Annotated in this window: 25 protein-coding genes; 11 read left to right on the forward strand and 14 right to left on the reverse strand. The window is 60.5% G+C overall.

All coding sequences use genetic code 11. From position 1 onward, the window contains the following. Nucleotides 1-209: 209 nt before the first annotated feature. From AOA62_RS08640 to AOA62_RS08655, 4 genes are all read left to right on the forward strand, one after another. Nucleotides 210-1,241 (forward strand): amino acid ABC transporter substrate-binding protein, encoded by a 1,032-nt coding sequence (locus AOA62_RS08640; protein WP_056858938.1) that lies wholly within the window; start codon nt 210-212, stop codon nt 1,239-1,241. Between the two features lie 72 nt (nt 1,242-1,313). Further along, nucleotides 1,314-2,495 carry an amino acid ABC transporter permease gene (locus AOA62_RS08645; RefSeq protein ID WP_017135201.1) on the forward strand — a complete coding sequence of 394 codons (1,182 nt, stop codon included), beginning with the start codon at nt 1,314-1,316 and terminating at the stop codon, nt 2,493-2,495. A gap of 10 nt (nt 2,496-2,505) precedes the next feature. Continuing rightward, nucleotides 2,506-3,603 carry an amino acid ABC transporter permease gene (locus AOA62_RS08650; RefSeq protein WP_017135200.1) on the forward strand — a complete coding sequence of 366 codons (1,098 nt, stop codon included), beginning with the start codon at nt 2,506-2,508 and terminating at the stop codon, nt 3,601-3,603. An 11-nt stretch (nt 3,604-3,614) separates the two neighbouring features. Further along, the gene (locus tag AOA62_RS08655) at nt 3,615-4,379 is read left to right on the forward strand and encodes an amino acid ABC transporter ATP-binding protein (protein ID WP_003171943.1); all 765 of its coding nucleotides are present in this window, start codon (nt 3,615-3,617) and stop codon (nt 4,377-4,379) included. A 219-nt stretch (nt 4,380-4,598) separates the two neighbouring features. On the opposite strand, the gene AOA62_RS08660 is transcribed toward AOA62_RS08655, so the two are convergent. Together AOA62_RS08660 and AOA62_RS08665 are read right to left on the reverse strand one after the other, a co-directional pair. Continuing rightward, nucleotides 4,599-5,087, reverse strand: coding sequence for a type II toxin-antitoxin system MqsA family antitoxin (locus AOA62_RS08660; RefSeq protein WP_099548434.1), 489 nt, complete (start codon nt 5,085-5,087; stop codon nt 4,599-4,601). Continuing rightward, nucleotides 5,084-5,395 carry a type II toxin-antitoxin system MqsR family toxin gene (locus tag AOA62_RS08665; protein WP_099548437.1) on the reverse strand — a complete coding sequence of 104 codons (312 nt, stop codon included), beginning with the start codon at nt 5,393-5,395 and terminating at the stop codon, nt 5,084-5,086. Before AOA62_RS08665 ends, AOA62_RS08660 begins: the two co-directional genes overlap by 4 nt. Nucleotides 5,396-5,554: 159 nt before the next feature. Here AOA62_RS08665 and AOA62_RS08670 point away from each other — a divergent pair, with 159 nt between their 5' ends. Both AOA62_RS08670 and AOA62_RS08675 read left to right on the forward strand, forming a co-directional pair. Continuing rightward, complete coding sequence (locus tag AOA62_RS08670; protein ID WP_017135197.1) at nt 5,555-6,214, forward strand: FadR/GntR family transcriptional regulator; 660 nt, start codon at nt 5,555-5,557, stop codon at nt 6,212-6,214. Then, nucleotides 6,204-7,469 carry a CynX/NimT family MFS transporter gene (locus tag AOA62_RS08675; RefSeq protein WP_017135196.1) on the forward strand — a complete coding sequence of 422 codons (1,266 nt, stop codon included), beginning with the start codon at nt 6,204-6,206 and terminating at the stop codon, nt 7,467-7,469. Before AOA62_RS08670 ends, AOA62_RS08675 begins: the two co-directional genes overlap by 11 nt. Here the strand turns inward: AOA62_RS08675 and AOA62_RS08680 are convergent. From AOA62_RS08680 to AOA62_RS08735, 12 genes are all read right to left on the reverse strand, one after another. Beyond that, nucleotides 7,466-8,110 (reverse strand): DUF1120 domain-containing protein, encoded by a 645-nt coding sequence (locus AOA62_RS08680; protein WP_026013542.1) that lies wholly within the window; start codon nt 8,108-8,110, stop codon nt 7,466-7,468. The two genes, AOA62_RS08675 and AOA62_RS08680, sit on opposite strands and share 4 nt — an antisense overlap. A gap of 36 nt (nt 8,111-8,146) precedes the next feature. Next, nucleotides 8,147-9,286: a DUF1120 domain-containing protein gene (locus AOA62_RS08685; protein ID WP_236446477.1), complete on the reverse strand. Its 1,140-nt coding sequence runs from the start codon at nt 9,284-9,286 to the stop codon at nt 8,147-8,149. A gap of 11 nt (nt 9,287-9,297) precedes the next feature. Then, entirely contained in the window at nt 9,298-11,751 is a 2,454-nt protein-coding gene (locus AOA62_RS08690; protein WP_256592311.1) for a fimbria/pilus outer membrane usher protein, read from the reverse strand. Nucleotides 11,752-11,879: 128 nt separating this feature from the next. Then, nucleotides 11,880-12,584, reverse strand: coding sequence for a fimbria/pilus chaperone family protein (locus AOA62_RS08695; protein WP_099548442.1), 705 nt, complete (start codon nt 12,582-12,584; stop codon nt 11,880-11,882). Between the two features lie 33 nt (nt 12,585-12,617). After that, nucleotides 12,618-13,304, reverse strand: a complete 687-nt coding sequence (locus tag AOA62_RS08700; RefSeq protein WP_017135191.1) for a DUF1120 domain-containing protein — start codon at nt 13,302-13,304, stop codon at nt 12,618-12,620. Nucleotides 13,305-13,307: 3 nt separating this feature from the next. Beyond that, nucleotides 13,308-13,925: a DUF1120 domain-containing protein gene (locus AOA62_RS08705; RefSeq protein ID WP_017135190.1), complete on the reverse strand. Its 618-nt coding sequence runs from the start codon at nt 13,923-13,925 to the stop codon at nt 13,308-13,310. Between the two features lie 11 nt (nt 13,926-13,936). Then, complete coding sequence (locus AOA62_RS08710) at nt 13,937-14,557, reverse strand: DUF1120 domain-containing protein (RefSeq protein WP_017135189.1); 621 nt, start codon at nt 14,555-14,557, stop codon at nt 13,937-13,939. A gap of 33 nt (nt 14,558-14,590) precedes the next feature. After that, the gene (locus tag AOA62_RS08715; RefSeq protein WP_099548444.1) at nt 14,591-15,229 is read right to left on the reverse strand and encodes a DUF1120 domain-containing protein; all 639 of its coding nucleotides are present in this window, start codon (nt 15,227-15,229) and stop codon (nt 14,591-14,593) included. A gap of 28 nt (nt 15,230-15,257) precedes the next feature. After that, nucleotides 15,258-15,887 (reverse strand): DUF1120 domain-containing protein, encoded by a 630-nt coding sequence (locus AOA62_RS08720; protein ID WP_099548446.1) that lies wholly within the window; start codon nt 15,885-15,887, stop codon nt 15,258-15,260. 29 nt (nt 15,888-15,916) lie between these two features. Further along, nucleotides 15,917-16,546 carry a DUF1120 domain-containing protein gene (locus AOA62_RS08725; protein WP_170036306.1) on the reverse strand — a complete coding sequence of 210 codons (630 nt, stop codon included), beginning with the start codon at nt 16,544-16,546 and terminating at the stop codon, nt 15,917-15,919. Between the two features lie 15 nt (nt 16,547-16,561). Then, complete coding sequence (locus tag AOA62_RS08730; RefSeq protein ID WP_099548692.1) at nt 16,562-17,185, reverse strand: DUF1120 domain-containing protein; 624 nt, start codon at nt 17,183-17,185, stop codon at nt 16,562-16,564. A 15-nt stretch (nt 17,186-17,200) separates the two neighbouring features. Then, nucleotides 17,201-17,824, reverse strand: coding sequence for a DUF1120 domain-containing protein (locus tag AOA62_RS08735; protein WP_099548450.1), 624 nt, complete (start codon nt 17,822-17,824; stop codon nt 17,201-17,203). A gap of 394 nt (nt 17,825-18,218) precedes the next feature. On the opposite strand from AOA62_RS08735, the gene AOA62_RS08740 reads away from it, so the two are divergent. The 5 genes from AOA62_RS08740 to AOA62_RS08760 all read left to right on the forward strand — a co-directional run bounded on the left by AOA62_RS08740 (nt 18,219) and on the right by AOA62_RS08760 (nt 21,757). Further along, nucleotides 18,219-19,037: a response regulator gene (locus AOA62_RS08740; protein WP_099548452.1), complete on the forward strand. Its 819-nt coding sequence runs from the start codon at nt 18,219-18,221 to the stop codon at nt 19,035-19,037. Between the two features lie 199 nt (nt 19,038-19,236). After that, entirely contained in the window at nt 19,237-19,872 is a 636-nt protein-coding gene (locus AOA62_RS08745; protein ID WP_017135183.1) for a response regulator transcription factor, read from the forward strand. A 90-nt stretch (nt 19,873-19,962) separates the two neighbouring features. Next, nucleotides 19,963-20,433: a nuclear transport factor 2 family protein gene (locus AOA62_RS08750; protein WP_010212931.1), complete on the forward strand. Its 471-nt coding sequence runs from the start codon at nt 19,963-19,965 to the stop codon at nt 20,431-20,433. A gap of 37 nt (nt 20,434-20,470) precedes the next feature. Next, entirely contained in the window at nt 20,471-20,746 is a 276-nt protein-coding gene (locus tag AOA62_RS08755; protein ID WP_017135182.1) for a GIY-YIG nuclease family protein, read from the forward strand. Nucleotides 20,747-20,821: 75 nt separating this feature from the next. Then, nucleotides 20,822-21,757 carry a glutathione S-transferase family protein gene (locus AOA62_RS08760; RefSeq protein ID WP_099548454.1) on the forward strand — a complete coding sequence of 312 codons (936 nt, stop codon included), beginning with the start codon at nt 20,822-20,824 and terminating at the stop codon, nt 21,755-21,757. The last annotated feature ends 47 nt before the right edge of the window (nt 21,758-21,804 follow it).

Below are 21,804 nucleotides of genomic sequence, written 5' to 3' on the forward strand. Positions count from 1 at the left end.
GGTACGCGCCTTGCTATGTGTAGGTCGATGTCAGAACTATCTTGTGACGGTAACACTATCAGTGACTGCCGCTTGTGGGATAGCAACTGGAATTACCGCGAAAACCTCATGCCGCTTGACCCCAAAAAAAGCCAACACGGGTCGATATCGCCTCATAAGGGTGCGCTGGGGTTTTAGCTCCGACACAACAAGAGCAACTGGAGGTTTGAATGAAGGTATTGAAATCCACCCTGGCCATCGTTTCCGCGGCTGCTGTACTGGGTGTCAGTGGTTTTGCCCAAGCTGGCGCCACCCTGGACGCCGTGCAGAAGAAAGGCTTTGTGCAATGTGGCGTGAGTGATGGCTTGCCGGGTTTCTCGGTGCCGGATGCCAGCGGCAAGATCCTCGGGATCGACGCTGACGTTTGCCGCGCTGTGGCCGCTGCCGTGTTCGGTGACGCAACCAAGGTCAAATTCAGCCAGTTGAACGCCAAGGAGCGTTTCACCGCGCTGCAGTCCGGCGAAGTCGACGTACTGTCGCGCAACACCACCATGACCAGTTCACGCGATGCGGGTATGGGCCTGAAATTCCCAGGCTTCATCACCTACTACGACGGTGTTGGCTTCCTGGTGAACAACAAGCTGGGTGTTAAAAGCGCCAAGGAACTGGACGGTGCAACCATCTGCATCCAGGCCGGTACCACCACTGAGCTGAACGTTTCCGACTACTTCCGCGCCAACAACCTCAAATACACGCCGATCACCTTCGACACCTCCGATGAAAGCGCCAAGTCGCTGGAATCCGGTCGTTGCGACGTGCTGACCTCGGACAAATCCCAGCTCTACGCACAGCGCAGCAAGCTGGCTTCGCCGAAGGACTACGTGGTTCTGCCGGAAACCATCTCCAAAGAACCACTGGGCCCGGTCGTGCGTAACGGCGACGACGAGTGGCTGGCCATTGTGCGCTGGGTTGGCTACGCCATGCTCAACGCTGAAGAAGCTGGCATCACTTCGAAAAACGTTGAAGCTGAAGCCAAGTCCACCAAGAACCCGGACGTTGCGCGTCTGCTCGGTGCTGATGGCGAATACGGCAAAGACCTGAAAGTGAAAAAAGATTGGGTTGTACAGATCGTCAAGCAAGTCGGTAACTACGGTGAAGTGTTCGAGCGCAACTTGGGCAAGAGCACCCCACTGGAAATCGACCGTGGCCTGAACGCACTGTGGACCAACGGTGGCATTCAATACGCACCCCCTGTGCGCTGATCGCTGATGGTTCTATCACCCGGTGGGCCAACCACCGGGTGATGTTCTGTTCCATTCTTTGCGGGGCACTTCATGCAAAATCAAATCGGCGCACCCAAGCAGAAGCTCAGCTTCAGCGACCCTAAAGTGCGTGCGTGGCTCTTCCAGATCATCACGATTGTGGCGGTGGTCGCGCTGGGCTGGTACCTCTTCAACAATACGCAGACCAACCTTCAACACCGGGGTATCACCTCGGGTTTCGACTTTCTTGAGCGCAGTGCCGGCTTCGGTATCGCTCAGCATCTGATCGACTACACCGAATCGGACAGCTATGCCCGCGTCTTCGTGATCGGGCTGCTTAATACCTTGCTGGTGACTGTGATCGGTGTGGTCCTGGCGACTATCCTTGGCTTCATCATTGGCGTGGCGCGCTTGTCGCCCAACTGGATGATCAACAAGCTGGCGACGGTGTATGTGGAAGTGTTCCGCAACATTCCGCCGCTGCTGCAAATCCTGTTCTGGTACTTCGCGGTATTCCTGACCATGCCGGGGCCGCGCAACAGCCATAATTTCGGTGACACTTTCTTCGTCAGCAGCCGTGGCTTGAACATGCCGGCGGCGATTGCTGCCGATGGGTTCTGGCCGTTTGTGGCCAGTGTGGTGGTTGCTATTGTGGCAATCGTGCTGATGGCGCGCTGGGCCAACAAACGCTTTGAGGCCACCGGCGTACCGTTCCATAAGTTCTGGGCGGGCCTGGCGTTGTTTATTGTGATCCCGACATTGTGTGCCTTGGTCTTCGGGGCGCCGCTGCACTGGGAAATGCCAAAGCTTTCAGGTTTCAACTTCGTCGGCGGCTGGGTATTGATCCCTGAACTGCTGGCGTTGACCCTGGCGCTGACCGTGTACACGGCGGCGTTTATTGCCGAGATCGTGCGTTCGGGCATCAAGTCCGTCAGCCACGGCCAGACCGAAGCCGCGCGCTCCCTGGGCCTGCGCCCTGGGCCGACGTTGCGCAAGGTCATCATCCCGCAAGCCTTGCGGGTGATCATTCCGCCGCTGACCAGCCAATACCTGAACCTGGCGAAAAACTCCTCGCTGGCCGCCGGTATCGGTTACCCGGAAATGGTTTCGCTGTTTGCCGGCACGGTGCTCAACCAGACCGGCCAGGCCATCGAAGTCATTGCCATCACCATGAGCGTGTACCTGGCGATCAGCATCAGCATTTCCCTGCTGATGAACTGGTACAACAAGCGCATTGCGCTGATCGAGCGGTGAGGAAACGCACATGAGTTCGCATACTTTCAAACCCGATATGCCGCCGCCGAACAAAGTCTTCGGACCGATGGCCTGGATGCGCGCCAACCTGTTTTCCAGCTGGCTCAACACCTTGCTGACGCTGTTGGCGTTCTATCTGATTTACCTGATCGTGCCGCCCATCCTGCACTGGGCCATCCTGGATGCCAACTGGGTCGGGACCACGCGCGCCGATTGCACCAAAGAGGGCGCCTGCTGGGTGTTTATCCAACAGCGCTTCGGGCAGTTCATGTATGGCTACTACCCCGGCGACCTGCGCTGGCGCGTGGACCTGACCGTGTGGCTGGCTATCGTGGGCGTGGCGCCGTTGTTCATCTCGCGGTTTCAACGCAAGGCTGTGTATGGCCTGGGTTTCCTGGTGCTGTACCCGATCATCGCCTACTGCCTGCTGCACGGTGGGGTTCTGGGCCTGACCAACGTGGCCACCAGCCAATGGGGCGGCTTGATGCTGACCCTGGTGATTGCCACTGTTGGTATCGCTGGCGCCTTGCCGTTGGGCATTGTGCTGGCGCTGGGGCGACGCTCGAACATGCCGGCGATTCGGGTGGTCTGCGTGACCTTCATCGAGTTCTGGCGCGGCGTGCCGTTGATCACCGTGCTGTTCATGTCCTCGGTGATGCTGCCGCTGTTCCTGCCTGAAGGCATGGGCATCGACAAGCTGTTGCGCGCATTGATCGGCGTGATCCTGTTCCAGTCGGCCTACGTGGCTGAAGTAGTGCGCGGTGGCTTGCAGGCGATTCCCAAGGGTCAGTACGAAGCGGCTGCGGCGATGGGCCTGGGTTACTGGCGCAGCATGGGCCTGGTGATTCTGCCGCAAGCCCTGAAGCTGGTGATCCCTGGCATCGTCAACACGTTTATCGCGTTGTTCAAGGACACCAGCCTTGTGATCATCATCGGCCTGTTCGACCTGCTCAACAGCGTCAAGCAAGCCGCTGCCGACCCTAAATGGTTGGGCATGGCCACTGAAGGCTACGTGTTCGCCGCCCTGGTGTTCTGGATTTTCTGTTTTGGTATGTCGCGCTATTCCATTCATTTGGAACACAAGCTCGACACTGGCCACAAGCGTTAGGAGTTGTTGTTATGAGCGAAGCGATCAAACAGCCTGTGAGCCCTGAAGGCATTATCCAGATGCAGGGCGTCAACAAGTGGTACGGCCAGTTCCACGTGTTGAAAGACATCAACCTCAACGTCAAGCAGGGCGAGCGTATCGTGCTGTGCGGCCCGTCGGGTTCGGGCAAGTCCACCACCATCCGCTGCCTCAACCGCCTGGAAGAGCACCAGCAGGGCCGCATCGTGGTCGATGGCGTGGAACTGACCAACGACCTCAAGCAGATCGAAGCGATCCGTCGTGAAGTCGGCATGGTGTTTCAGCACTTCAACCTGTTCCCGCACCTGACCATCCTGCAGAACTGCACGCTGGCGCCGATGTGGGTGCGCAAGATGCCCAAGCGCAAGGCTGAAGAAATTGCCATGCACTACCTGGAACGCGTGCGCATTCCGGAGCAGGCGCACAAGTTTCCGGGGCAACTGTCTGGTGGTCAGCAACAGCGTGTGGCGATCGCCCGTGCCTTGTGCATGAAGCCAAAAATCATGCTGTTCGATGAGCCGACTTCGGCACTCGACCCGGAAATGGTCAAAGAGGTGTTGGACACCATGATCGGCTTGGCCGAAGACGGCATGACCATGTTGTGCGTCACCCACGAAATGGGCTTTGCGCGCACCGTGGCCAACCGCGTGATCTTCATGGACAAGGGCGAGATCGTGGAACAGGCGGCGCCCAATGACTTCTTCGACAACCCGCAGAATGACCGGACCAAGTTGTTCTTGAGCCAGATTCTGCATTGATCGAAGCTTGAACCCATAAACCCAGCCTGCAGGCTGCATAACCTTTGGCGAACACAAACCAATGTGGGAGCTGGCTTGCCTGCGATAGCGGTACAGCAGTGCGTACAACTGCTGCTGACCCACCGCCATCGCGGGCAAGCCCGGCTCCCACATTTGATCGCCATTGCTCTGCAGAACACCCATAAAAAGCCTGCTGGTGCCGGGTTTATTTTTGCCTGTTCAAGACGCTTTGAGGGCTTCTTGTGTTTGGTTATGGGGCGTGCAAGTAAAGGCGTTGCGCAGGTCTGCGCCTTCGGCCAGCTCTTTGGCGTCGGCGAGCAAATGCGGGTAACGGTCCAGCAGGCGCATCAACACCATCAACGGTTTGGGCGGCGTTATTTCTCCGCGTTCGTAACGTGAGAATGCGTTGTGCCCGCCACCGGACAACAACTGCACGGTTTCTTTTTGCGTGAGGTGCAGCTTGCGGCGGATACGCTTGAGTTCGGCGCCCATCATCCGTCGCGCGGCGTGCAGCATGTCATCACTGGCCTTGACATGGCGTTCGCTGCTGTCGGGGTCATACATGCCGTCTTCGCACAGTTGGCACTCCCAGCCGGACAGGTCCTCAATGTGCTGTTCCATGCCTTTGATGCGCAGGGTCTCACTGCGGCCCTCAAAGCGCACCATGGCGTCGGGTGCGCCGCAGATAAAGCAGTGTTGGGTTTTCATAGGTTCATCCCTTTGAAGGAGATCACCGGTGGGTTGCTGCCGGAGCAGTAAGTGACCTTGATGTAAATCTCCAGACCGTGTGAATGGATGTGGTAGACGTCTTGCCAGACGCGGTGATCCGCATAGGTGGTCATCGACTTGTACAGCATCCTGTTTTGTAGTTTGAAAACGACCGCCTGCATCTCGCTGATGTCGAGGTCGAGTTGCTTTCCCGCCTCCTTGGCTGCACGGGTGAATGCCCTGGCACCCAGTCGCCTGACATCCGCCTTGATCACGGCCAGATCGTAGTGAGGTGTGTACTTTTCCATAAGACACCTGAGTCCAATAATTACCCTTAAAGGGTAATTTTACCAATCGAAAATACTGCTCCTTTTGCTGCCTATGAACCCTAGTGCGTTGCCTTTGTGGGCAAGTCTGAATAGGCTGTAGGAAAATTCATCCTATGATTGGACGAAAGTGCAAAACTCATGACAGACATCGCCCCCCTGATCAAACGCTCCCTGGTCGATCAAGCGTTGGAGCAACTGCGCTGGCGTATAACCGAAGGCAAATGGGCCATCGGTGAGCGCCTGCCCACCGAGCCGGAGTTGTCCGCCGAGCTGGGCATCAGCCGCAATACCGTGCGTGAGGCCATGCGTGTGTTGGCGTTCTCGGGTCTGATCGAAATCCGCCAGGGCGACGGCAGTTACTTGCGCTCGATGACCGACCCGTTGGGGACGATGCGCGCACTGTCCCACTGCACGTTGGCGCAGGCGCAGGAGACGCGGCAGATTCTCGAAGTGGAGGCTATCGGCCTGGCGGCGTTGCGTCGTACCGAGGACGATCTCGAAGGGTTGCGTGAAGCCCTTGAGCGCAGCGGCGAGTTGTACCACGGTGACCTGGAGGCCTATATCAGCGCCGACCTGGTGTTCCACAAGCGCCTGGTGGATGCAGCGCACAACCCGGCGCTGAGCGAGCTGTACCAGTATTTCTCCAGCATCGTCGGCGCCCAGTTGCGTCAGACCCTGAACATCTCACCACGTCGCCAGGCGGTATTCGACCTGCATATCGCCTTGCTCGACGCGGTGGAAAACCAAGACCCCGAACGTGCCAAATCCCTCTGCCGGCAGTTGATCAATGAACCTTGAAGCCAAACGTACGACTGAACTCGAAGAACTGTTGATTGACGCCGAAGCCGATGACGAAGCCGTCCAGCAGGCCCCTCCGTTGGTGGCTCGCCCGTGGCTCTTGCTGCTGGGCCTGGTGCTGGTGGCATTGAACCTGCGCCCGGCGCTGTCGAGCATGGCGCCATTGCTGGCAGAAGTGTCCAGCAGCCTGGGGTTGTCCGCTGCCAAGGCGGGCTTGCTGACTACCTTGCCGGTGTTGTGCCTGGGCCTGTTCGCGCCCACTGCGCCGATCCTGGCCAGGCGTTTTGGCGCTGAGCGCGTGGTGCTGGGGATTCTGCTCACCCTGGCTGGCGGCATCATCCTGCGCAGTTCGTTCGGTGAAGTGGGGTTGTTCGCGGGCAGCCTGATCGCTGGCGCGAGCATCGGCATCATCGGTGTATTGCTACCGGGTATCGTCAAGCGTGATTTTGCCAGGCAGGCGGGCGCCATGACTGGCGTCTACACCATGGCATTGTGTCTGGGCGCCGCGTTGGCAGCCGGGGCCACGGTGCCCCTGAGTCAGTACTTCGCAGACAGCTGGGCCGTCGGACTGGGGTTCTGGGTTATCCCGGCGTTGCTGGCGGCGTTGTTCTGGTTGCCGCAAGTCGGACCAAAGCACGGCGCCCATCAGGTGGCTTACCGGGTCAAGGGCTTGCTGCGTGACCCACTGGCTTGGCAGGTGACTTTGTACATGGGCCTGCAATCGTCCCTGGCTTACATTGTGTTTGGCTGGTTGCCGTCAATCCTCATTGGCCGGGGGCTCAGCGCCACCGAGGCGGGGTTGGCGTTGTCCGGTTCCATCATCGTGCAACTGCTCAGTTCCCTGGCCGCACCGTGGCTGGCCACCCGCGGCAAGGACCAGCGCCTGGCGATTGTGGTGGTGATGCTGCTGACCCTTGGCGGCCTGTTCGGTTGCCTGTATGCGCCGCTGGACGGCTTGTGGGGTTGGGCGATTCTGCTCGGCCTGGGGCAGGGCGGCACCTTCAGCCTGGCGCTGACCCTGATCGTGCTGCGCTCGCGTGATTCCCATGTCGCCGCCAACCTGTCGAGCATGGCCCAGGGTATTGGCTACACCCTGGCGTCGATGGGGCCGTTTGCGGTCGGCCTGGTGCATGACTGGACCGGCGGCTGGACGGCCATCGGCTGGATCTTCGCCGTGATCGGCCTCGGTGCGATTGTCGCGGGTCTCGGCGCCGGGCGGGCGCGTTATGTACAAGTGACCAGCGAGAAACTCTAGAGATACACCACCTCAAGCGTTGCCCAGCCATCCAGTGGAGTTTCCACGCTCAAGTCCAGGTTCTGCCGGGCATTGATCACGGTCTGCACTGTGACTGTACCCGTCAGCGTGCCGATGGCCGTAGGCCCGCTGACGCTGCCCTCCACCTCGGTAAAACCCAGGTAGCTCCTGGAGCCGATGTCGATGGGGTTGAGGTTGGACGTGCGCCACGCCACGCCGCCGGTGGTGGACTCGGTGCCGTAGATTTGCGCGGTGGTGTTGGCCTGGGTCTGGCGCGGGTCGAAGGTCATGGAGTAAACCCCCAGGCGATTACCGCTGATATCGAACCCCAACCCATAGTAAATCTCGCTGTTGACCATGGCCGAGCCCTCGCGGTTATCGCGCATGCGCAGGGCATAGCGGGTGGGACCGCTGCAGGCGATGGCGAAAAGCAGGGGCTTGACCGGCAGGCGTGTCGCAGTGCCCAGGTTCAAGTCCTGTTGGGCGATTTTGCCGTAGTCGATCAGTGCCCCGCCGGGGAACTGCGGCAAGCAAGCGGCGGGAACGATCAGGCCTTTGACGGTCAGGTCCACCGCCGATGCGGCCAGCACCGAGGGCGCGCAGGCCAGTAACAGCAGGCCGGAAAAAATGCGGGTTTTCATAGGGCGTTTCATGGGACGGACTCCTTGCAGTGACGGTTACGGGTACACGATCTCGAGGGTGCCGGAACCATTGATCAGCACCACCTCACGCAGGTCCAGGCTTTGCATGGGTGCCAGGTAAGTCTTTATACGTACCGTGCCGGTCAGGGCCTGGATGGCGACAGGGCCTGTGGTGACGCCGGTTTTGTCGGTAAAGCCCAGCAGGCTGTTGGCGGCCATGGGGATTTGCCGGGCTGTGGAACTGCTCCACGCCACGCCGTTGCTGGTGGAGTCGGTGCGGTACAACGTGGGCCAGGTATCGGCGCTGAATTCCGCCGGGTCGACAGTCAGGTAAAAACGCCCGATTTTGTTGCGGCTGGCATCCAGGTCCAGGCCATAGGCGGTTTCATCGGTGCCACCGGTGGCCGACCCGTCGCGGTTATCAAACATGCGCAGGGCAAAGCGTGCCGGCGCGTCGCAGGTCACGCTCAGGCGCAGGGAGCGGGTCGGCAACGGTGTCTCGTTGGTGGCGCTCAAGTCCTTGGCGTACAAGGTGCCGTAGTCCACCACGCCGTGGTCGGACAGCGTCGGCAGGCAGGCGATGGGCGCAAAGTGCGCGCGCAGTGTCAGTTCCCGGTAACGCCCGTGCTTTGCGCCGTACAACGTCCCGGTGGTTTCCCAGGTGGTGGCATCGCGCACCTGCGTGGCGGCGAGGTCGGCCCAGGCGCGCAGGGTCAGTTGCAGCGACAGGGTTTTACCCATGAGCACTGCGCCTTGTTCGACCGGTGCTATGCCGTGGCCGGGGCGCCACTCCAGCACGTTGCCATTGGTAACGGGCGCCTGGCCGTCGGCGGGCAGCAAACCCAGTTCAACGCTGCGGCCGTCGAGCACGGCGTTGCCGACTTCGATGGCATAACTGCCGTGCTCGGTAAATTGCAGGCGTTGCGGGTCTGTGGCCAGGGCGCGGTAGAACAGGCTGAGGTCTTCAGCTTGTGGGCAATTGACGATCACGCTCAGGCGCCGTTCGCCGAGCAGGCGTTGCGCCGCGCTGTCGTTTTGAGCCAGGCGGCTCATCACGCCGAAATCCACCAGTGCTTCGCTGACGTTGAGTTGGCATTCCTCCAAGGCCTGGGCAGTGCCGGCTACGCCGATCAGCAGCCACAGGCACAGTTGACGCATATAAGGTGTGATGGGCATGGCGGTCATCCTCAAGGCAGGTTGCAACGTGCGGGAGCGGTTTCGAAGTACACCGCCGGGTCGGCTTTTTCCGGCAGTTCGTAGCGCAACTCGCAACGCCCGCTTTGCGGCGTGGTTATCCACAACGTCGGCTGTTCCAGCACATTGGGCAGAAACACCTGGCTGCCGTCCTGCACCAAGGTGACGAATTCGCCACTGGCAGTGCTGACGGAGGCGCCCGCAGGCAGCGGCACGCCCTGGTCGTTGCTGACGGTAAGCAGCACGCGACGGGTCAGGCCGACGCCAAATTCGACGCGGTCCACCGCGCCACGCCCGGCCGAGATCATCGCCAGGCCGTTATTGATATCGGCATTGCGCGGCAGTGAGCGTGTCTGCACTTCAACCGGGCTGCGCCCGTATGCGGCAACTTGCGGCACTACGGCCTGGCCCTGCCAGTCGGTCCACACCGGGCCGCTGGGGGTGCTGAGCTTAATGCCGCTCATGTCGCCGACCGACACCACGGCAAAGGTGTCGCGCACCGGGTAGGGCGAAAAGGTCACGCCGTCGCCGTGCAGCACCACACCGCCACGAGCGCCGCCCTGGTAGCTCGAACGCTCGGCGTCGGAGCGGCTGTAGCTGAAATCGAGCTGGCTGTAGCGCGGCAGTGCCGAGACGCCTACGGAGGTTTCCACCTGATGGTCACTGCTGTCGTGTTCGGCGCTGACGCGGTAGCTGAGTTGGTCGTCGATCTGTTCGGTCAGGCCCAGGCCGGTACGGTTTTCACCGCCGGAATTGCGCACCCAGCTGCGTAGCCTGCGGCTCTCGCCCAGCGGTACGCTGATGTTGAGATAGACGGCGTTGTCTCGCTGCTCGCGGCCGCCCATTTGCCACTCGGCACTGGCCGACAACGACACGGCGCCGATACTGGTACCCCAGGACGCCAGCGCGCGGCTGCTGCTGTCACCGGCAAAGTTGGACGAGCGCGAAACCCCGGCACTGAAGGCGCCCAGCAGCGGATGCGACCAACCCAGGTTGAGGCTTTGCTGGTCGCGATAGCGGGAGTTGCGACGGCTGTCATTACTCTCATGGCTGTGGTCGCGCTCATAGGTGCTTTCTTCGAGTTCGCGGTAGCCGATGCTGCGCCAGGAGTTGGCGGCGCTGACCGACCACTGTTCGCTCAAGCGCTGGGACCATGACAGGTCGGTCTGTACACCCGAGACTTTTTCCCAGCCCTGGGTGTTGGACAGTTGGGTTGACAGCTGGATCTGGCTGTCAAGCCACGGCAACCAGCCCAGGCTGGCGCCTACCGAACGGTATTCGCTGGCGGCCAGCACGCCACTCCCCAGTGTCAGTTGCGGGTGCAAGGCGCCGGTCCAGCCGGCACTCACCACCCAAGGATCATTACCCTCGGCGTCACCCACATTGCGTACTCGGCCTGCGGCCACGGAGTAGCCCGGTGCCGGCAACCCGAGGCCAAGCATGGCGGCGGGCACGGTGAAACGTCGCTCACCGCCAACACTTTCCTTGACCGTGACTTCGACATCCGAGCGCGTGTTCAACCGACGTACATCGTTCAAGGTGAAAGGCCCGGCAGGCACCACGGTGGAGTGAATCAGTGCTCCGTTCTGACGTACTTCCACTTGCGCCGGGCTGTTGGCGATACCTTGGATCTGCGCGCCCTGACCCTGTTCTTGAAGTGCATGTTCGGTCAGCACCTGCACGCCGGTGATCTGCGCACCGGAGAGCACCGGGTTGTAGAGGTTGATCTGCCCGGCCTGCAGCACCGCCTGGTGGCTGGCGAAGGTGCGTTGCGCGTAGGCCTCCAGATGCGTACTGCGCGACAGGCCATCCTGCCAGGTCTGCACCTGGCGGCTGCGCACGATCCAGTCGCCGGCGTTGACCCCGACTTCGGTATTGGCCGAGCCAAAGCGGCTGGCGTCATCGCCGAAGCGGTTGTAAAAACCGCTGAGGTCATAGTTGAGCAGCCCGGCAAAACCGCCGGTTTCATACCCTGAAATATCCTGCTGCACAGGGCGCAGGGCTTCGGTGGGCACCACCAGTGACACCGCCAGTGTCGCCGGGTCCGGCTCCACCAGGGTTTGTGGATACTGCGCGAGAAAATCCCGGCAGCCTGGCGTCTCGCTGGGCGTCACCAGGTCAGCGGCGTCCAGCAAGGCGCGGTCCAGGCACAGGTTGCCCTGTTGATCGAAGGTCAGATCCTGTCGGCCACGGCGTTGGCCGTTGACCCGCAGGTTAACGGTGTGCCGCCCGGCAGCGAAGCGCGGTGCTGCCAGCAACAGGCTGGCCAGCTGTGGGTCAATGCCACGCTGATGCAAGGTCTGGGCGTCGAAGCCAACCGGGCTGGAATCGTCGGCCCAAGCCTTGTCGGGCACGAGGGCACACAGTAACAACACCAGCGGCAAGGTCTGGCAGACGGGGGTATCGGACACGGCTTCGCCGTCACGGTAACTCAATACTGTTTTCACGCAAGGTACTCGAGTAGTGAGTGCACTGGCCCCCGTTGTGTCGGGGATTCCAGGCGCTCTGGTGACGGTCAATAAGCCGTCACTTCGTTATCCAGGTGCCGGTCTGTCACGACACCTGTGGTTGTCAGTCAGAGGGTGATAGGGGCGTCGTAGGCCTTGACCGCAAACCCATACACCGTGGCCGGCTGCAGACGCACCGTTCTGGCCTGGCCACCGCTGGCCGGTACGCTCAAAGCTTCGCCCGGCAGCACATAGGTACGCGGCAGCATTGCCCTGCCGTCACCGGGCAACAGCAACAGCTCCTGTGCAAGGCGCACCACATAAGGCGTGTCGTTGCGCACCTGTAATTGGCCGTCGCGCAGCGTCCAGGTCAGGTCGGTCCAAGGGGTGCGGTTCGGCGCAAGGCCCTTGGGGTGCACGATCACGGGCAGGTTCTGGCGCACGGTCACGCCCACACGGGCGTGACCGGCGGCGGTGGCGGCGCGACCTTGGGGCATGCCTTCGAACACTGCCCGTTTAAGCCGCTGGGTCAGCAACGGCTTCTGGTTTTGCAGAATGAAGCGCACCAGCTGGGTTTTGGACGCTTCTACCCGTGACAGCGGCGGTGTCACCACCAACAGCGGCTCGGTGTCTTCAGGAATGTCCTGCAAGGTCACATGCAGCAGCGCGAGCTGGCTGTCGGTATTGGTCACCGACACCGCCGCTTCGCCTTCGGCTTCATGCACGATCACCACGGAGGTGTCCGGGACCATGCCGTCGGCTTTGACTTGATTGCCAAGGATCAGCAGCAGGGCGACAAGGCCTACCACGGTGTTTGAGAATGACGTCGTCATGATGGGGTTTCCATTAGGCCAAAAGGAGGGCGGTCAGAGGTAGCGCAGGTCCAGGACAATGGCGCCGTCGAGCGGGACTTCCTGGTCCAGAGTCAGGTACTGCGAAAAATTGATGGCGGTGCTCACCTGAACCTGGACGGTCAACTGGCCGATGAAATCCGGTTGGCGGTCCCCGACTGGCGCAAAGGCCATATGCGCGCGCGGGTAAGCGTTGGGCTCCTGTGACCAGGTTTCGCCGTTGTCGTTGGACGCCAATACCTGCATGGGCTGCGCATCGCCCACTGCGTTGCGATAGGACAACGCCACGGATCCCAGGCGCTCCTCTGGGACGTGGATGTTCCTGCCCAGCCCGTAGAAATAATCGGGTGCCGACGAGGAGTCGGCACGATTATCAATACCTACCAGCGCAAACAACATGGGCCTGGCGCACTGCACGCGCAGATCGAGCATCTGGATAGGCAGCACGGTGAATTCGTCGGCGTTGAGGCTATGGGAAGGAATCTTGCCGTGATCGACGGTGCCTTCATTAGTCAGCTCGACATGGCAGGCGTCCGGCGTTATCCGGCCGGTTACCGTGAGGTCGACGGTCGACGCCGCGTGGGCGTTGACTAAGGTGGCCAGGCAGAGGAGCAGCGCAGCCACGCAACGGCCAACGGTGTTCAGTACCGGCACAGGTAGGCGCAGCCCATGCCCGGCGGTAGTCAAGGGATGGGCGGCCATGGGTTACAGGTACTTCACTTCAACGGTGGCCGAGCCATCGATGGTTACCTCATTGCTGAGGTCCAGGCTGGCGGCGGCATTGATGATAGTGAGCACTTCCAGATCGACGCTCAGGTTTTGGATCGGCAGCGGCTGGGTGTCGTCGCTCATCGACGCTGCCGCCATGTACATGCTCGGCTCCCAGAATTTTTCGGAGTACCAGGTTTTGCCCTGGTCCATCGATGCGATGGGTTGAACGGTCACGCCGTCGGCAACCATGCCGCGCCAAGTGAGGGAGAAGTGGCCCAGCTTCTGGGTTTCGTTGATAAAGCCCAGGCCGAAGTCCGTGGTTAGACCTGAGGCTGCGCGGTTATCGATGGGGTGCAGAGCAAACTGGATCGGCGCGTCACAGTCGACGGTCATCGACAGAGTATGCACGCCAATCGCGGTGCCCCGGTCCGGGTTCAGGTCCTTGGCAGACACTTTGCCGTGGTCGATCATGCCACCGCCGGACAGGCTGGGCGTACAGGCGCTGGGCACAATCAGGCCTTTGACGGTCAGGTCGACGCTGCTGGCGGCAAAGGCATTGGCCGAACTGAGCAGCAGTGCGCTGACGGCCAGGGTGGTCAATCGAGTGTTCATCGGGAGGTTCCTTAGAGGTAATTGACTTGCACGGTGGCGTGACCGTCGATAGGCACATCGTCGGTCAGCGTCAGGCTGCTGGCGGGCGCAATGTGGGTGATCAGGCGTATCTCGGCGTCCAGTTCCTGGATCGCAATCGGCACCACGCCGTCGTTGTCGGCGACCGCCGTCAACACGGTATGGCTGAGCATCACTGAAGGCATCCAGGTGACGCCGCCATCCCGTGAGGTGATGGTGCGCACCGGTACGCCGTCGGCCACCGGCTGGTAGAGACCAAGCCCGGCATCGCCGAGTTTTTCATCGCTGGGGGTCAGGCCCAGGCCGTGCCAACTGAAGTGGCTGGCGGTGGTGCCGGCGCGGTTGTCGATGGTGTTCAAGGTAAAAAACGTCGGCCCTTCGCAGCGCACGCTCAAGAGCATGGTTTCTCTGGGCAGGTCGGTGTAGGTATCAGCGTTGAGGTCCTTGACCGACACCTTGCCGAAGTCGACATTGCCGCCGCCGGAAACCACTGGCGCGCAGGCGCTGGGCGTGATGATGCCCTTGACGGTAAGGTCCAGGCTGCTGGCGGCCAGCGTGAGAGACGAGGTGCCCAACAACAGGGCGGCCAGGGGCGCCGCTCTTAAGTAAGTCATCGTTTAAACCTTCCTTAGTAAGAGGATGAGGGGTTACAGGTACATCACTTCCAACGTGGCGGAGCCATCGACAGGTTGTTCCTGGGTCAATGTCAGGCCACTGGAAGGGGCGATAGTGGGGTGAACCACCAGGTTGCTGGTCAGTGCCTTGATCGCGATGGGCGCCCAGGTGCCACTTGCGTTGTTGCCGAAGGCGGCGAGCCTGCCGCGCATCCAGATGGCGTCCTCACTGTTTTCGCTCCAGGTGGCGCCGTTGTCGCTGGAAGCCAGCTTGCTGACCGGCAGGTTGTCGGCGAGGTAGTTGGTGATAATGATCACGTAGTCGCCGACCCGCTCTGTTTCGTTGATGAACCCCAGGCCATACGAGTAATCGTTGGGGCTACTGGCTGAGCCGGCGCGGTTATCCACACCATTGAGTGCAAACAGCGTGGCGGCCTCGCAGCTGAGGTTGAATGGCAAGGTAGTGGGCGGCAACGGAGTAGCCTGGTTTTCTTGCAGGTCCTTGGCGGCGATCTTTCCGTAGTCGGCAACACCGCCTTGGGCCAGTGCCGGGGTGCAGGCGCTGGGGGTAATCAGCCCCTTGACGGTCAGATCGATGCTGCTGGCGGCGAATGCTGGGCCGGCGCAGATCAGCAACAATGTCGCGGCGATGGGAGTGAGGAGGCTAGCCATGGGTCACATCCTGTGATGTTAGAGGGGGTTACAGGTATTTCACTTCAATTGTGGCGGAGCCATAGATGGGGACCTCAGTGGTCAGGTCCATCCCGGCAGTTGGAGCGATAAGGGTTTGCACCTTGAGATCGGCCGTCACCAGCCGGACTGGGGTGGGCGCCCAACTGCCGGTCGAACGATCGCCAAACGAAGCGAGGTAGGCGGCCGGCCAAGTGTCACCTGGGATATTTTCCTGCCAGGTGAGGCCGTTATCGGAGGACTCAATCACGGAGATCGCTGCGTTGTCGGCTATAGGATTGCCGAAGGTCAGGGAGTACCCGCCCAATTTTTGGCCGCTGACCAGGCCCAGGCCATACCTGTTCATCGGGTCATGGGAGTCGCCTACATTATCGATGCCCTTGAGGGCCACCAGAGTTGGCGCCTCGCAGGTTATCGCCAGTTGCAGCGTGTGATTGCCGATGACCGTCCAATTGTCCGGCTTTAAATCCTTGGACGCGATTTTGCCGTGGTCGATGACCCCGCCGCTTGAAAGGCTGGGGGCACAAGCGCTGGGTGTGATCAGCCCCTTGACGGTCAGATCGATGCTGCTGGCGGCGAATGCTGGGCCGGCGCAGATCAGCAACAATGTCGCGGCGATGGGAGTGAGGAGGCTAGCCATGGGTCACATCCTGTGATGTTAGAGGGGGGTTACAGGTATTTCACTTCAATTGTGGCGGAGCCATAGATGGGGACCTCAGTGGTCAGGTCCATCCCGGCAGTTGGAGCGATAATGGTTTGCACCCAAAGCCCCGCAGTCACTTGCTGGACCGGTGCCGGCGCCCAACTGCCGGTCGAGCGATCGCCAAACGAAGCGAGGTCGGCGGCTGGCCAGACGTCTCCTGGGTAAATTTCGCGCCAACTGAGGCCGTTATCCCGGGACCCAATCACGGAAATCACCGCGCCATCCGCCATTGGGTTATCTAGTGCCAGGGTGTACCCGCCGAGTTTTTTGCCGCTGACCAAGCCCAGGCCGTAGGCGTTGCTCGAGTCGTAGGCGCTACCTTGATTGTCGATGCCCTTAAGGGCCAGCAGGGTGGGGGCATCGCAGGTGATCGCCAGTTGCAGCGTGTGATTGCCAAGCAACGTGTAGCCGTCCAGCTTCAAGTCTTTGGCGGCTACTTTGCCGTGGTCGATGACCCCGCCGCTTGAAAGGCTGGGGGCACAAGCGCTGGGTGTGATCAGCCCCTTGACGGTCAGGTCCACACTGCTGGCGGCGAACACTGACGAGGCGCTTGTGAGCAACAGCGCAGCGCTGAGCAGGGACAGCGAGGTCTTCATTTCAAAGGTCTCCATTTACAGGTACATGACTTCAAACGTTGTGGAGCCGTCCAGCGCCACTTCGTTGGCCAGGCTCAAGCCGTTGGCAGGTGCAACGGCGGTGTGCACGGTGATGTCCATGAGCGCGTCCTGCACGGGGTGCGGGGCCCAGCCGGAATCGCCACGGCTGCCCAGGGCCACCAACATATCGTCTTCTACGGGGTCCTCTGGATAGAGCGGCGCCCAGTCGCGCTGTTCGTACTGGTAGAGCAAGGTCGAAGGCGTTTCGGCGACGGGGTTGCTGAACATCAGTTGATACCCGCCGAGCTTTTCTGTGCCGTTGGCCAGGCCCAGGCCGTAGGAGCCTCGGCCAATGGTTGAGGAACCGGCTCGATTGTCGACGGGGTTGATGGCAAACAGCGTCGCCGCCTCGCAGTTCACGCTCAACTGCAATGTCTGGTCCTCAAGCCAGGTGTGGCTGTCGGGGTTCAGGTCTTTTGCTGCGATTTTTCCGTAGTCCACGGCGCCCGGCAGGTTGGGAGTGCAGGCGCTGGGGGTGATCAAACCCTTGACGGTCAGGTCCACGGAACTGGCGGCGAAGGCGGATGAGGTAATGGCGAGCAACAGCGCGCTGCTCAACAGGGGCAGGCAGGTCTTCATTTGGGAAATATCCATTTACAGGTACTTCATTTCAAAGGTCGCAGAGCCGTCGATTACCACTTCGCTGGTCAAGGTCAGGTTTCTTGCCGGTGCAATTGAGGTGTACAGCGTCATGTCCATGATCGCGTCTTTTATCGGGTGGGGTGCCCAACCGCTGTCGCCCCGGCTGCCCAGCGCCACCAGATCGTTGGGGGCGATGGCGTCATCTGTAAGGATCTCCGTCCATCGGCCCTCGGAGTTGAACATCGCAATCAGAGTGGAGGGCGTTTCGGCGGTGGGGTTGGTGAACGTCAGCTGATATACGCCGAGCTTCTGGTTTCCGTTGATCAAACCCAGGCCAAAGGCGGCGCCGTGAGCGGCTGAACCGGCTCGATTGTCGAGGGGGTGGATTGCAAACAGTGTCGCCGCGTCGCAATTGACGCTCAGTTGCAGGGTCTTTCTCTCAAGCGGCGTATAACTGTCTAGGCTCAGGTCTTTTGCCGCGATTTTTCCAAAATCGACGTCACCTGGCAGGTTGGGTGTGCAGGCGCTGGGCGTGATGATGCCCTTGACGCTGAGGTCGACGCTGCTGGCGGCGAACACCGATGAGTTCATGGCGAGCAGCAGGGCACTGCTCAGCAGGGATACAGAGATCTTCATTTCATTTGTTCCATTACAGGCTGGCAGATTGAGGCGCGTGCGGGGCCACGTCCGACCCGGTATGAACGGGTGGTTGGCCAAGCGGCGGTCTCGGTGTTTATTGGCTGTTGCCTGGGAGTGGCAAGCCGACCCTCTTTGGGGTGGGCACAATTTAGCGAGGGGGGCGAGCAGGGGAAATACAACTAATACGACATTGGCAGGGCGGTGTGAAGGCGATGATTCAGGGGGGATTTTCGTAGTTGTTGTATGGGCTTTGGTTAACTCGAAAGGTTATTTGTTTTTGGCCGATAGCATTCAGAAGAATGCGTCGACCATTGCTGCATGATAGGCCTCACGAGCTATTGCATCAGTGCTGCGGATTGCTGCTGGATCAATAGTTGCGATAGAGGTACTGATGGGTTCGCTGGTAGGTTCAACAGCAGGAGCGAGCCACAACCTGAAGCCGCCAACCCTTCCCCCGTTTCATTGGCGGCAGTTGAGTGTGCTGGTTGTGGATGATCATTCTGCCTACCGCCTGTTGTTGGGTGGTTTGTTGCAGAAACTGGGGCTGGGGCACGAGACGGCCGCCGACGGCTACCTCGGGCTGGTGGCCTTTACCACCCGACCCTTCGACCTGGTAATCAGCGATTGCCAGATGCCCTTCATGGACGGTTACAGCATGGCCCGCGCCATTCGCCAGCATGAGTGCGATACCGGGATGAGGCGAGTGCCGATCATTGCCTTGACCGCTAACCTGCAAAATGACAGTCCCAAGCGTTGCCGCGATGCCGGCATGGATGCCTGGTTGCTCAAACCCTTGACCCTTGAACAATTGCATGCGGTGTTGGTGCGCTGGTTGCCTGGCGTGGATGATCGGTATGTCGAACAGGCGGCCATTGTACCGCTCGCCGGCTGGCCAACGCGTGCCACGTTGGTCGCGACGTTTGGCAGCGAGCCTGTCGTCGATCAATTGTTGGAAACCCTGCTGTTCGAGGCGTGGGAGGACCATCGTTTGTTACGCCATGCCTGTGCGACGTTGAACGCATCATTGACAGCTGAACGCCTCCATCGCTTGGTGGGCAGCCTGGTGTTTTTGGGCGGCACCGGCCTTGAACCCATGGCGGTGAGGCTGATTGAGCAGGTCCGGTCCCAGGGCGTTGCTGCGCACAAGGTGCAATTGGAGTTGTTCCTGACTCGGTTGTACGTCTATCTCGAGTACCTGTCCGATGTCTGAGGAGTGGTGTTTTCACTGAGCGTTTGCAATCCGACGATCTAGTTTTGGCTGTAGGTTTTTTCCTGTTGTTATGTAGGCAAAAAAATGTGAACGAGTGAACATTGGGGTTGGCTGTAAGCGGCTGTTTGTTAGCGGTTGTTGATGAGCGCCGGCGGGGGTATTTTGCGCGGATTCAAGTTGCCATCATTCGTGGGAATTTATGCTTCGAGTAATTATTGCTGACGATCACCCCATTGTTCGTATCGGGCAGAAAGTCGTGATTGAGGCGCATGGCCGCTGCAAAGTGGTCGCGGAGGCCGATGGACCCGATCAATTGCTCGACGTGTTAAGTACGACGCCGTGCGACTTGCTCATCACCGACTTCGCCATGCCCGGCGGTCAGCAGGCCGATGGCTACGGGCTGTTGAGCCTGCTGCACCGCCAGTATCCGAAGTTGCCGGTGATTCTGGTGACCATGTTCGCCAGCGTCGCCACCCTGCGCGCTTCCTTCGCCCATGGTGCCAAGGCAGTGGTGGCTAAAAGTGCTTCGGCCAAGGAGCTGCCCCTGGCGATCAAGGCCGTGTGTGCCGGCCAGACGTTCGCCAGTGAATCCCTGCGGGTGCAAATGGTCGAGGCGGGCACGGGCGATCAGTCCCAGGAGCCGCAATTATCCGGCAAGGAGCGCGAGGTGGTGCGCATGCTGGCCAGCGGCATGACCGTCAGCGAGATCGCGGCACAGGTCAATCGCAGTATTTCCACGATCAGCAAGCAGAAAAGCACGGCCATGCAACGGCTGAGTATTTCCACCGATGTTGACCTGTTCGCCTATGCTCGCAGTGTTGGGATGGTGCCGTAGGCTCATCATTTGCGTGGCGAATGTCAGTAGCCAGCGCAGTGTGGGCAGCTTATCGTGCGCCTATTCTTTCGACGCCTGCGGAGCCTGCCCATGAGTGATGCCCATAACGCCCTGATCACCGAGTTCTACAGTGCTTTCCAGCGCCTGGACGCCGAAGCCATGGCCGCCTGCTACACCGACGACGTGGTGTTCAGCGACCCGGCCTTTGGTGAGTTGCGCGGGCGCGACGCCGGGGACATGTGGCGCATGCTCACCACGCGGGCCAAGGATTTCTCCCTGACCTTCGACCATGTGCGCAGTGATGACAGCACGGGCAGTGCGCATTGGGTGGCGACCTACCTGTTCAGCGCCACGGGCAATACGGTGGTCAACGATATCGGTGCGCGGTTTGTGTTTCGCGATGGCAAAATCTGCGAGCACCACGACCACTTCGACCTGTGGCGTTGGTCGCGCCAGGCGCTGGGCTTGAAGGGCTTGTTGCTGGGCTGGTCGCCGGCATTGAAGAACGCCGTGCGTGCCCAGGCGCTTAAAGGCTTGAAGGCATTTCAGGCCGGTCGTTGATAAGATTGGCGTTCTTTTGGTTTGCAGCAATCGTCCCGTGACTGAACTTCCTGAACCCAAACCCTGGTTCGTCTACCTGGTGCGTGCCGCCAATGGTTCGCTGTATTGCGGCATCAGCAATGACCCGGTGCGCCGCTTTGCCTCCCACCAGAGCGGCAAGGGCGCACGGTTTTTTCTGTCCAGCCCGGCCGTGGCGCTGGTGTACACCGAGCAGTGTGCTTCCAAGGGCGAGGCGCTGCGTCAGGAGCGGCTGATCAAGAAATTGAAGAAGAGCGCCAAGGAATGCCTGGCGGCGAGTGGCTCATTGATTTGACTGATGGGTTCCCATCGTCCCCACGCAAGGTTTTGCAGGCTAAGCTGGCGGCTCACCTATCGAGCGGAGCCTGGCATGTCTGAGTTAATCCTGCACCATTACCCGACCTCACCCTTTGCAGAAAAAGCCAGGCTGCTGCTCGGTTTCAAGGGGTTGTCCTGGCACTCTGTACACATATCACCCGTCATGCCCAAACCCGACTTGACAGCCTTGACCGGCGGCTACCGGAAAACCCCGGTACTGCAAGTCGGCGCCGATATCTATTGCGACACTGCCCTGATCGCGCGTCGCCTTGAGCAGGAAACGTCCTCGCCGGCGCTGTTCCCGTTGGGCCAGGAAATGATCACGCAGACGTTCGCCACCTGGGCCGACAGCGTTGTGTTCGCCCATGCCGTCAGCCTGGTATTCCAGCCGGAGTCAGTGGCGGTGCGCTTTGGCAAATTGCCGCCGGAAGCGATCAAAGCGTTTATCGCTGACCGCGCCGCGTTGTTCAGTGGCGGCACGGCCAGCAAGCTCCCTGCCGAGCTGGCCAAGCACCAATGGCCGGCGATCATGGCGCGTCTGGAGTTCCAGCTGCAGCACGCGCCGGGAGACTTTCTGTTCGGTGAACCGTCGATTGCCGACTTTGCCTTGGCCCACCCGATGTGGTTCCTCAAAGCCACTCCCGTGACGGCTCCATTGGTGGATGCTTATCCGGCCGTCTTGGCTTGGCTGGCGCGCGTGCTGGGTTTTGGTCACGGCAGTGCGAGTCAAATGACGGCGGAGCAAGCATTGGCGATTGCCCGTAATGCCACGCCTGCGGCATTGCCGGATGACGAGTTCGAGGACTTGAATGGTTTCAAGGCGGATCAGTCGGTAACGATTGCGGCCATTGATTACGGGGTTGATCCCGTTGCCGGTGAGCTGCTGTTCGCTGGCCGTGAAGAGCTGATCCTGCGCCGTACCGACGAGCGTGCTGGCACTGTGCACGTGCACTTCCCACGCATGGGTTTCCGCATTCAGGCGCAATAAATAAAAATAATTGCAAACAAAAGTGAGGTAAATCGCCCGCCCATCCG

The sequence above is a fragment of the Pseudomonas sp. 2995-3 genome, from assembly GCF_002742565.1.
Classification (GTDB): domain Bacteria; phylum Pseudomonadota; class Gammaproteobacteria; order Pseudomonadales; family Pseudomonadaceae; genus Aquipseudomonas; species Aquipseudomonas edaphica.

Coding starts and splice junctions, on each gene's coding strand:
- AOA62_RS08640 (WP_056858938.1), top strand. CDS start 210: ATGAAGGTATTGAAATCCACCCTGGCCATCGTTTCCGCGGCTGCTGTA.
- AOA62_RS08645 (WP_017135201.1), top strand. CDS start 1,314: ATGCAAAATCAAATCGGCGCACCCAAGCAGAAGCTCAGCTTCAGCGAC.
- AOA62_RS08650 (WP_017135200.1), top strand. CDS start 2,506: ATGAGTTCGCATACTTTCAAACCCGATATGCCGCCGCCGAACAAAGTC.
- AOA62_RS08655 (WP_003171943.1), top strand. CDS start 3,615: ATGAGCGAAGCGATCAAACAGCCTGTGAGCCCTGAAGGCATTATCCAG.
- AOA62_RS08660 (WP_099548434.1), bottom strand. CDS start 5,087: ATGAAAACCCAACACTGCTTTATCTGCGGCGCACCCGACGCCATGGTG.
- AOA62_RS08665 (WP_099548437.1), bottom strand. CDS start 5,395: ATGGAAAAGTACACACCTCACTACGATCTGGCCGTGATCAAGGCGGAT.
- AOA62_RS08670 (WP_017135197.1), top strand. CDS start 5,555: ATGACAGACATCGCCCCCCTGATCAAACGCTCCCTGGTCGATCAAGCG.
- AOA62_RS08675 (WP_017135196.1), top strand. CDS start 6,204: ATGAACCTTGAAGCCAAACGTACGACTGAACTCGAAGAACTGTTGATT.
- AOA62_RS08680 (WP_026013542.1), bottom strand. CDS start 8,110: ATGAAAACCCGCATTTTTTCCGGCCTGCTGTTACTGGCCTGCGCGCCC.
- AOA62_RS08685 (WP_236446477.1), bottom strand. CDS start 9,286: ATGCCCATCACACCTTATATGCGTCAACTGTGCCTGTGGCTGCTGATC.
- AOA62_RS08695 (WP_099548442.1), bottom strand. CDS start 12,584: ATGACGACGTCATTCTCAAACACCGTGGTAGGCCTTGTCGCCCTGCTG.
- AOA62_RS08700 (WP_017135191.1), bottom strand. CDS start 13,304: ATGGCCGCCCATCCCTTGACTACCGCCGGGCATGGGCTGCGCCTACCT.
- AOA62_RS08705 (WP_017135190.1), bottom strand. CDS start 13,925: ATGAACACTCGATTGACCACCCTGGCCGTCAGCGCACTGCTGCTCAGT.
- AOA62_RS08710 (WP_017135189.1), bottom strand. CDS start 14,557: ATGACTTACTTAAGAGCGGCGCCCCTGGCCGCCCTGTTGTTGGGCACC.
- AOA62_RS08715 (WP_099548444.1), bottom strand. CDS start 15,229: ATGGCTAGCCTCCTCACTCCCATCGCCGCGACATTGTTGCTGATCTGC.
- AOA62_RS08720 (WP_099548446.1), bottom strand. CDS start 15,887: ATGGCTAGCCTCCTCACTCCCATCGCCGCGACATTGTTGCTGATCTGC.
- AOA62_RS08725 (WP_170036306.1), bottom strand. CDS start 16,546: ATGAAGACCTCGCTGTCCCTGCTCAGCGCTGCGCTGTTGCTCACAAGC.
- AOA62_RS08730 (WP_099548692.1), bottom strand. CDS start 17,185: ATGAAGACCTGCCTGCCCCTGTTGAGCAGCGCGCTGTTGCTCGCCATT.
- AOA62_RS08735 (WP_099548450.1), bottom strand. CDS start 17,824: ATGAAGATCTCTGTATCCCTGCTGAGCAGTGCCCTGCTGCTCGCCATG.
- AOA62_RS08740 (WP_099548452.1), top strand. CDS start 18,219: ATGGGTTCGCTGGTAGGTTCAACAGCAGGAGCGAGCCACAACCTGAAG.
- AOA62_RS08745 (WP_017135183.1), top strand. CDS start 19,237: ATGCTTCGAGTAATTATTGCTGACGATCACCCCATTGTTCGTATCGGG.
- AOA62_RS08750 (WP_010212931.1), top strand. CDS start 19,963: ATGAGTGATGCCCATAACGCCCTGATCACCGAGTTCTACAGTGCTTTC.
- AOA62_RS08760 (WP_099548454.1), top strand. CDS start 20,822: ATGTCTGAGTTAATCCTGCACCATTACCCGACCTCACCCTTTGCAGAA.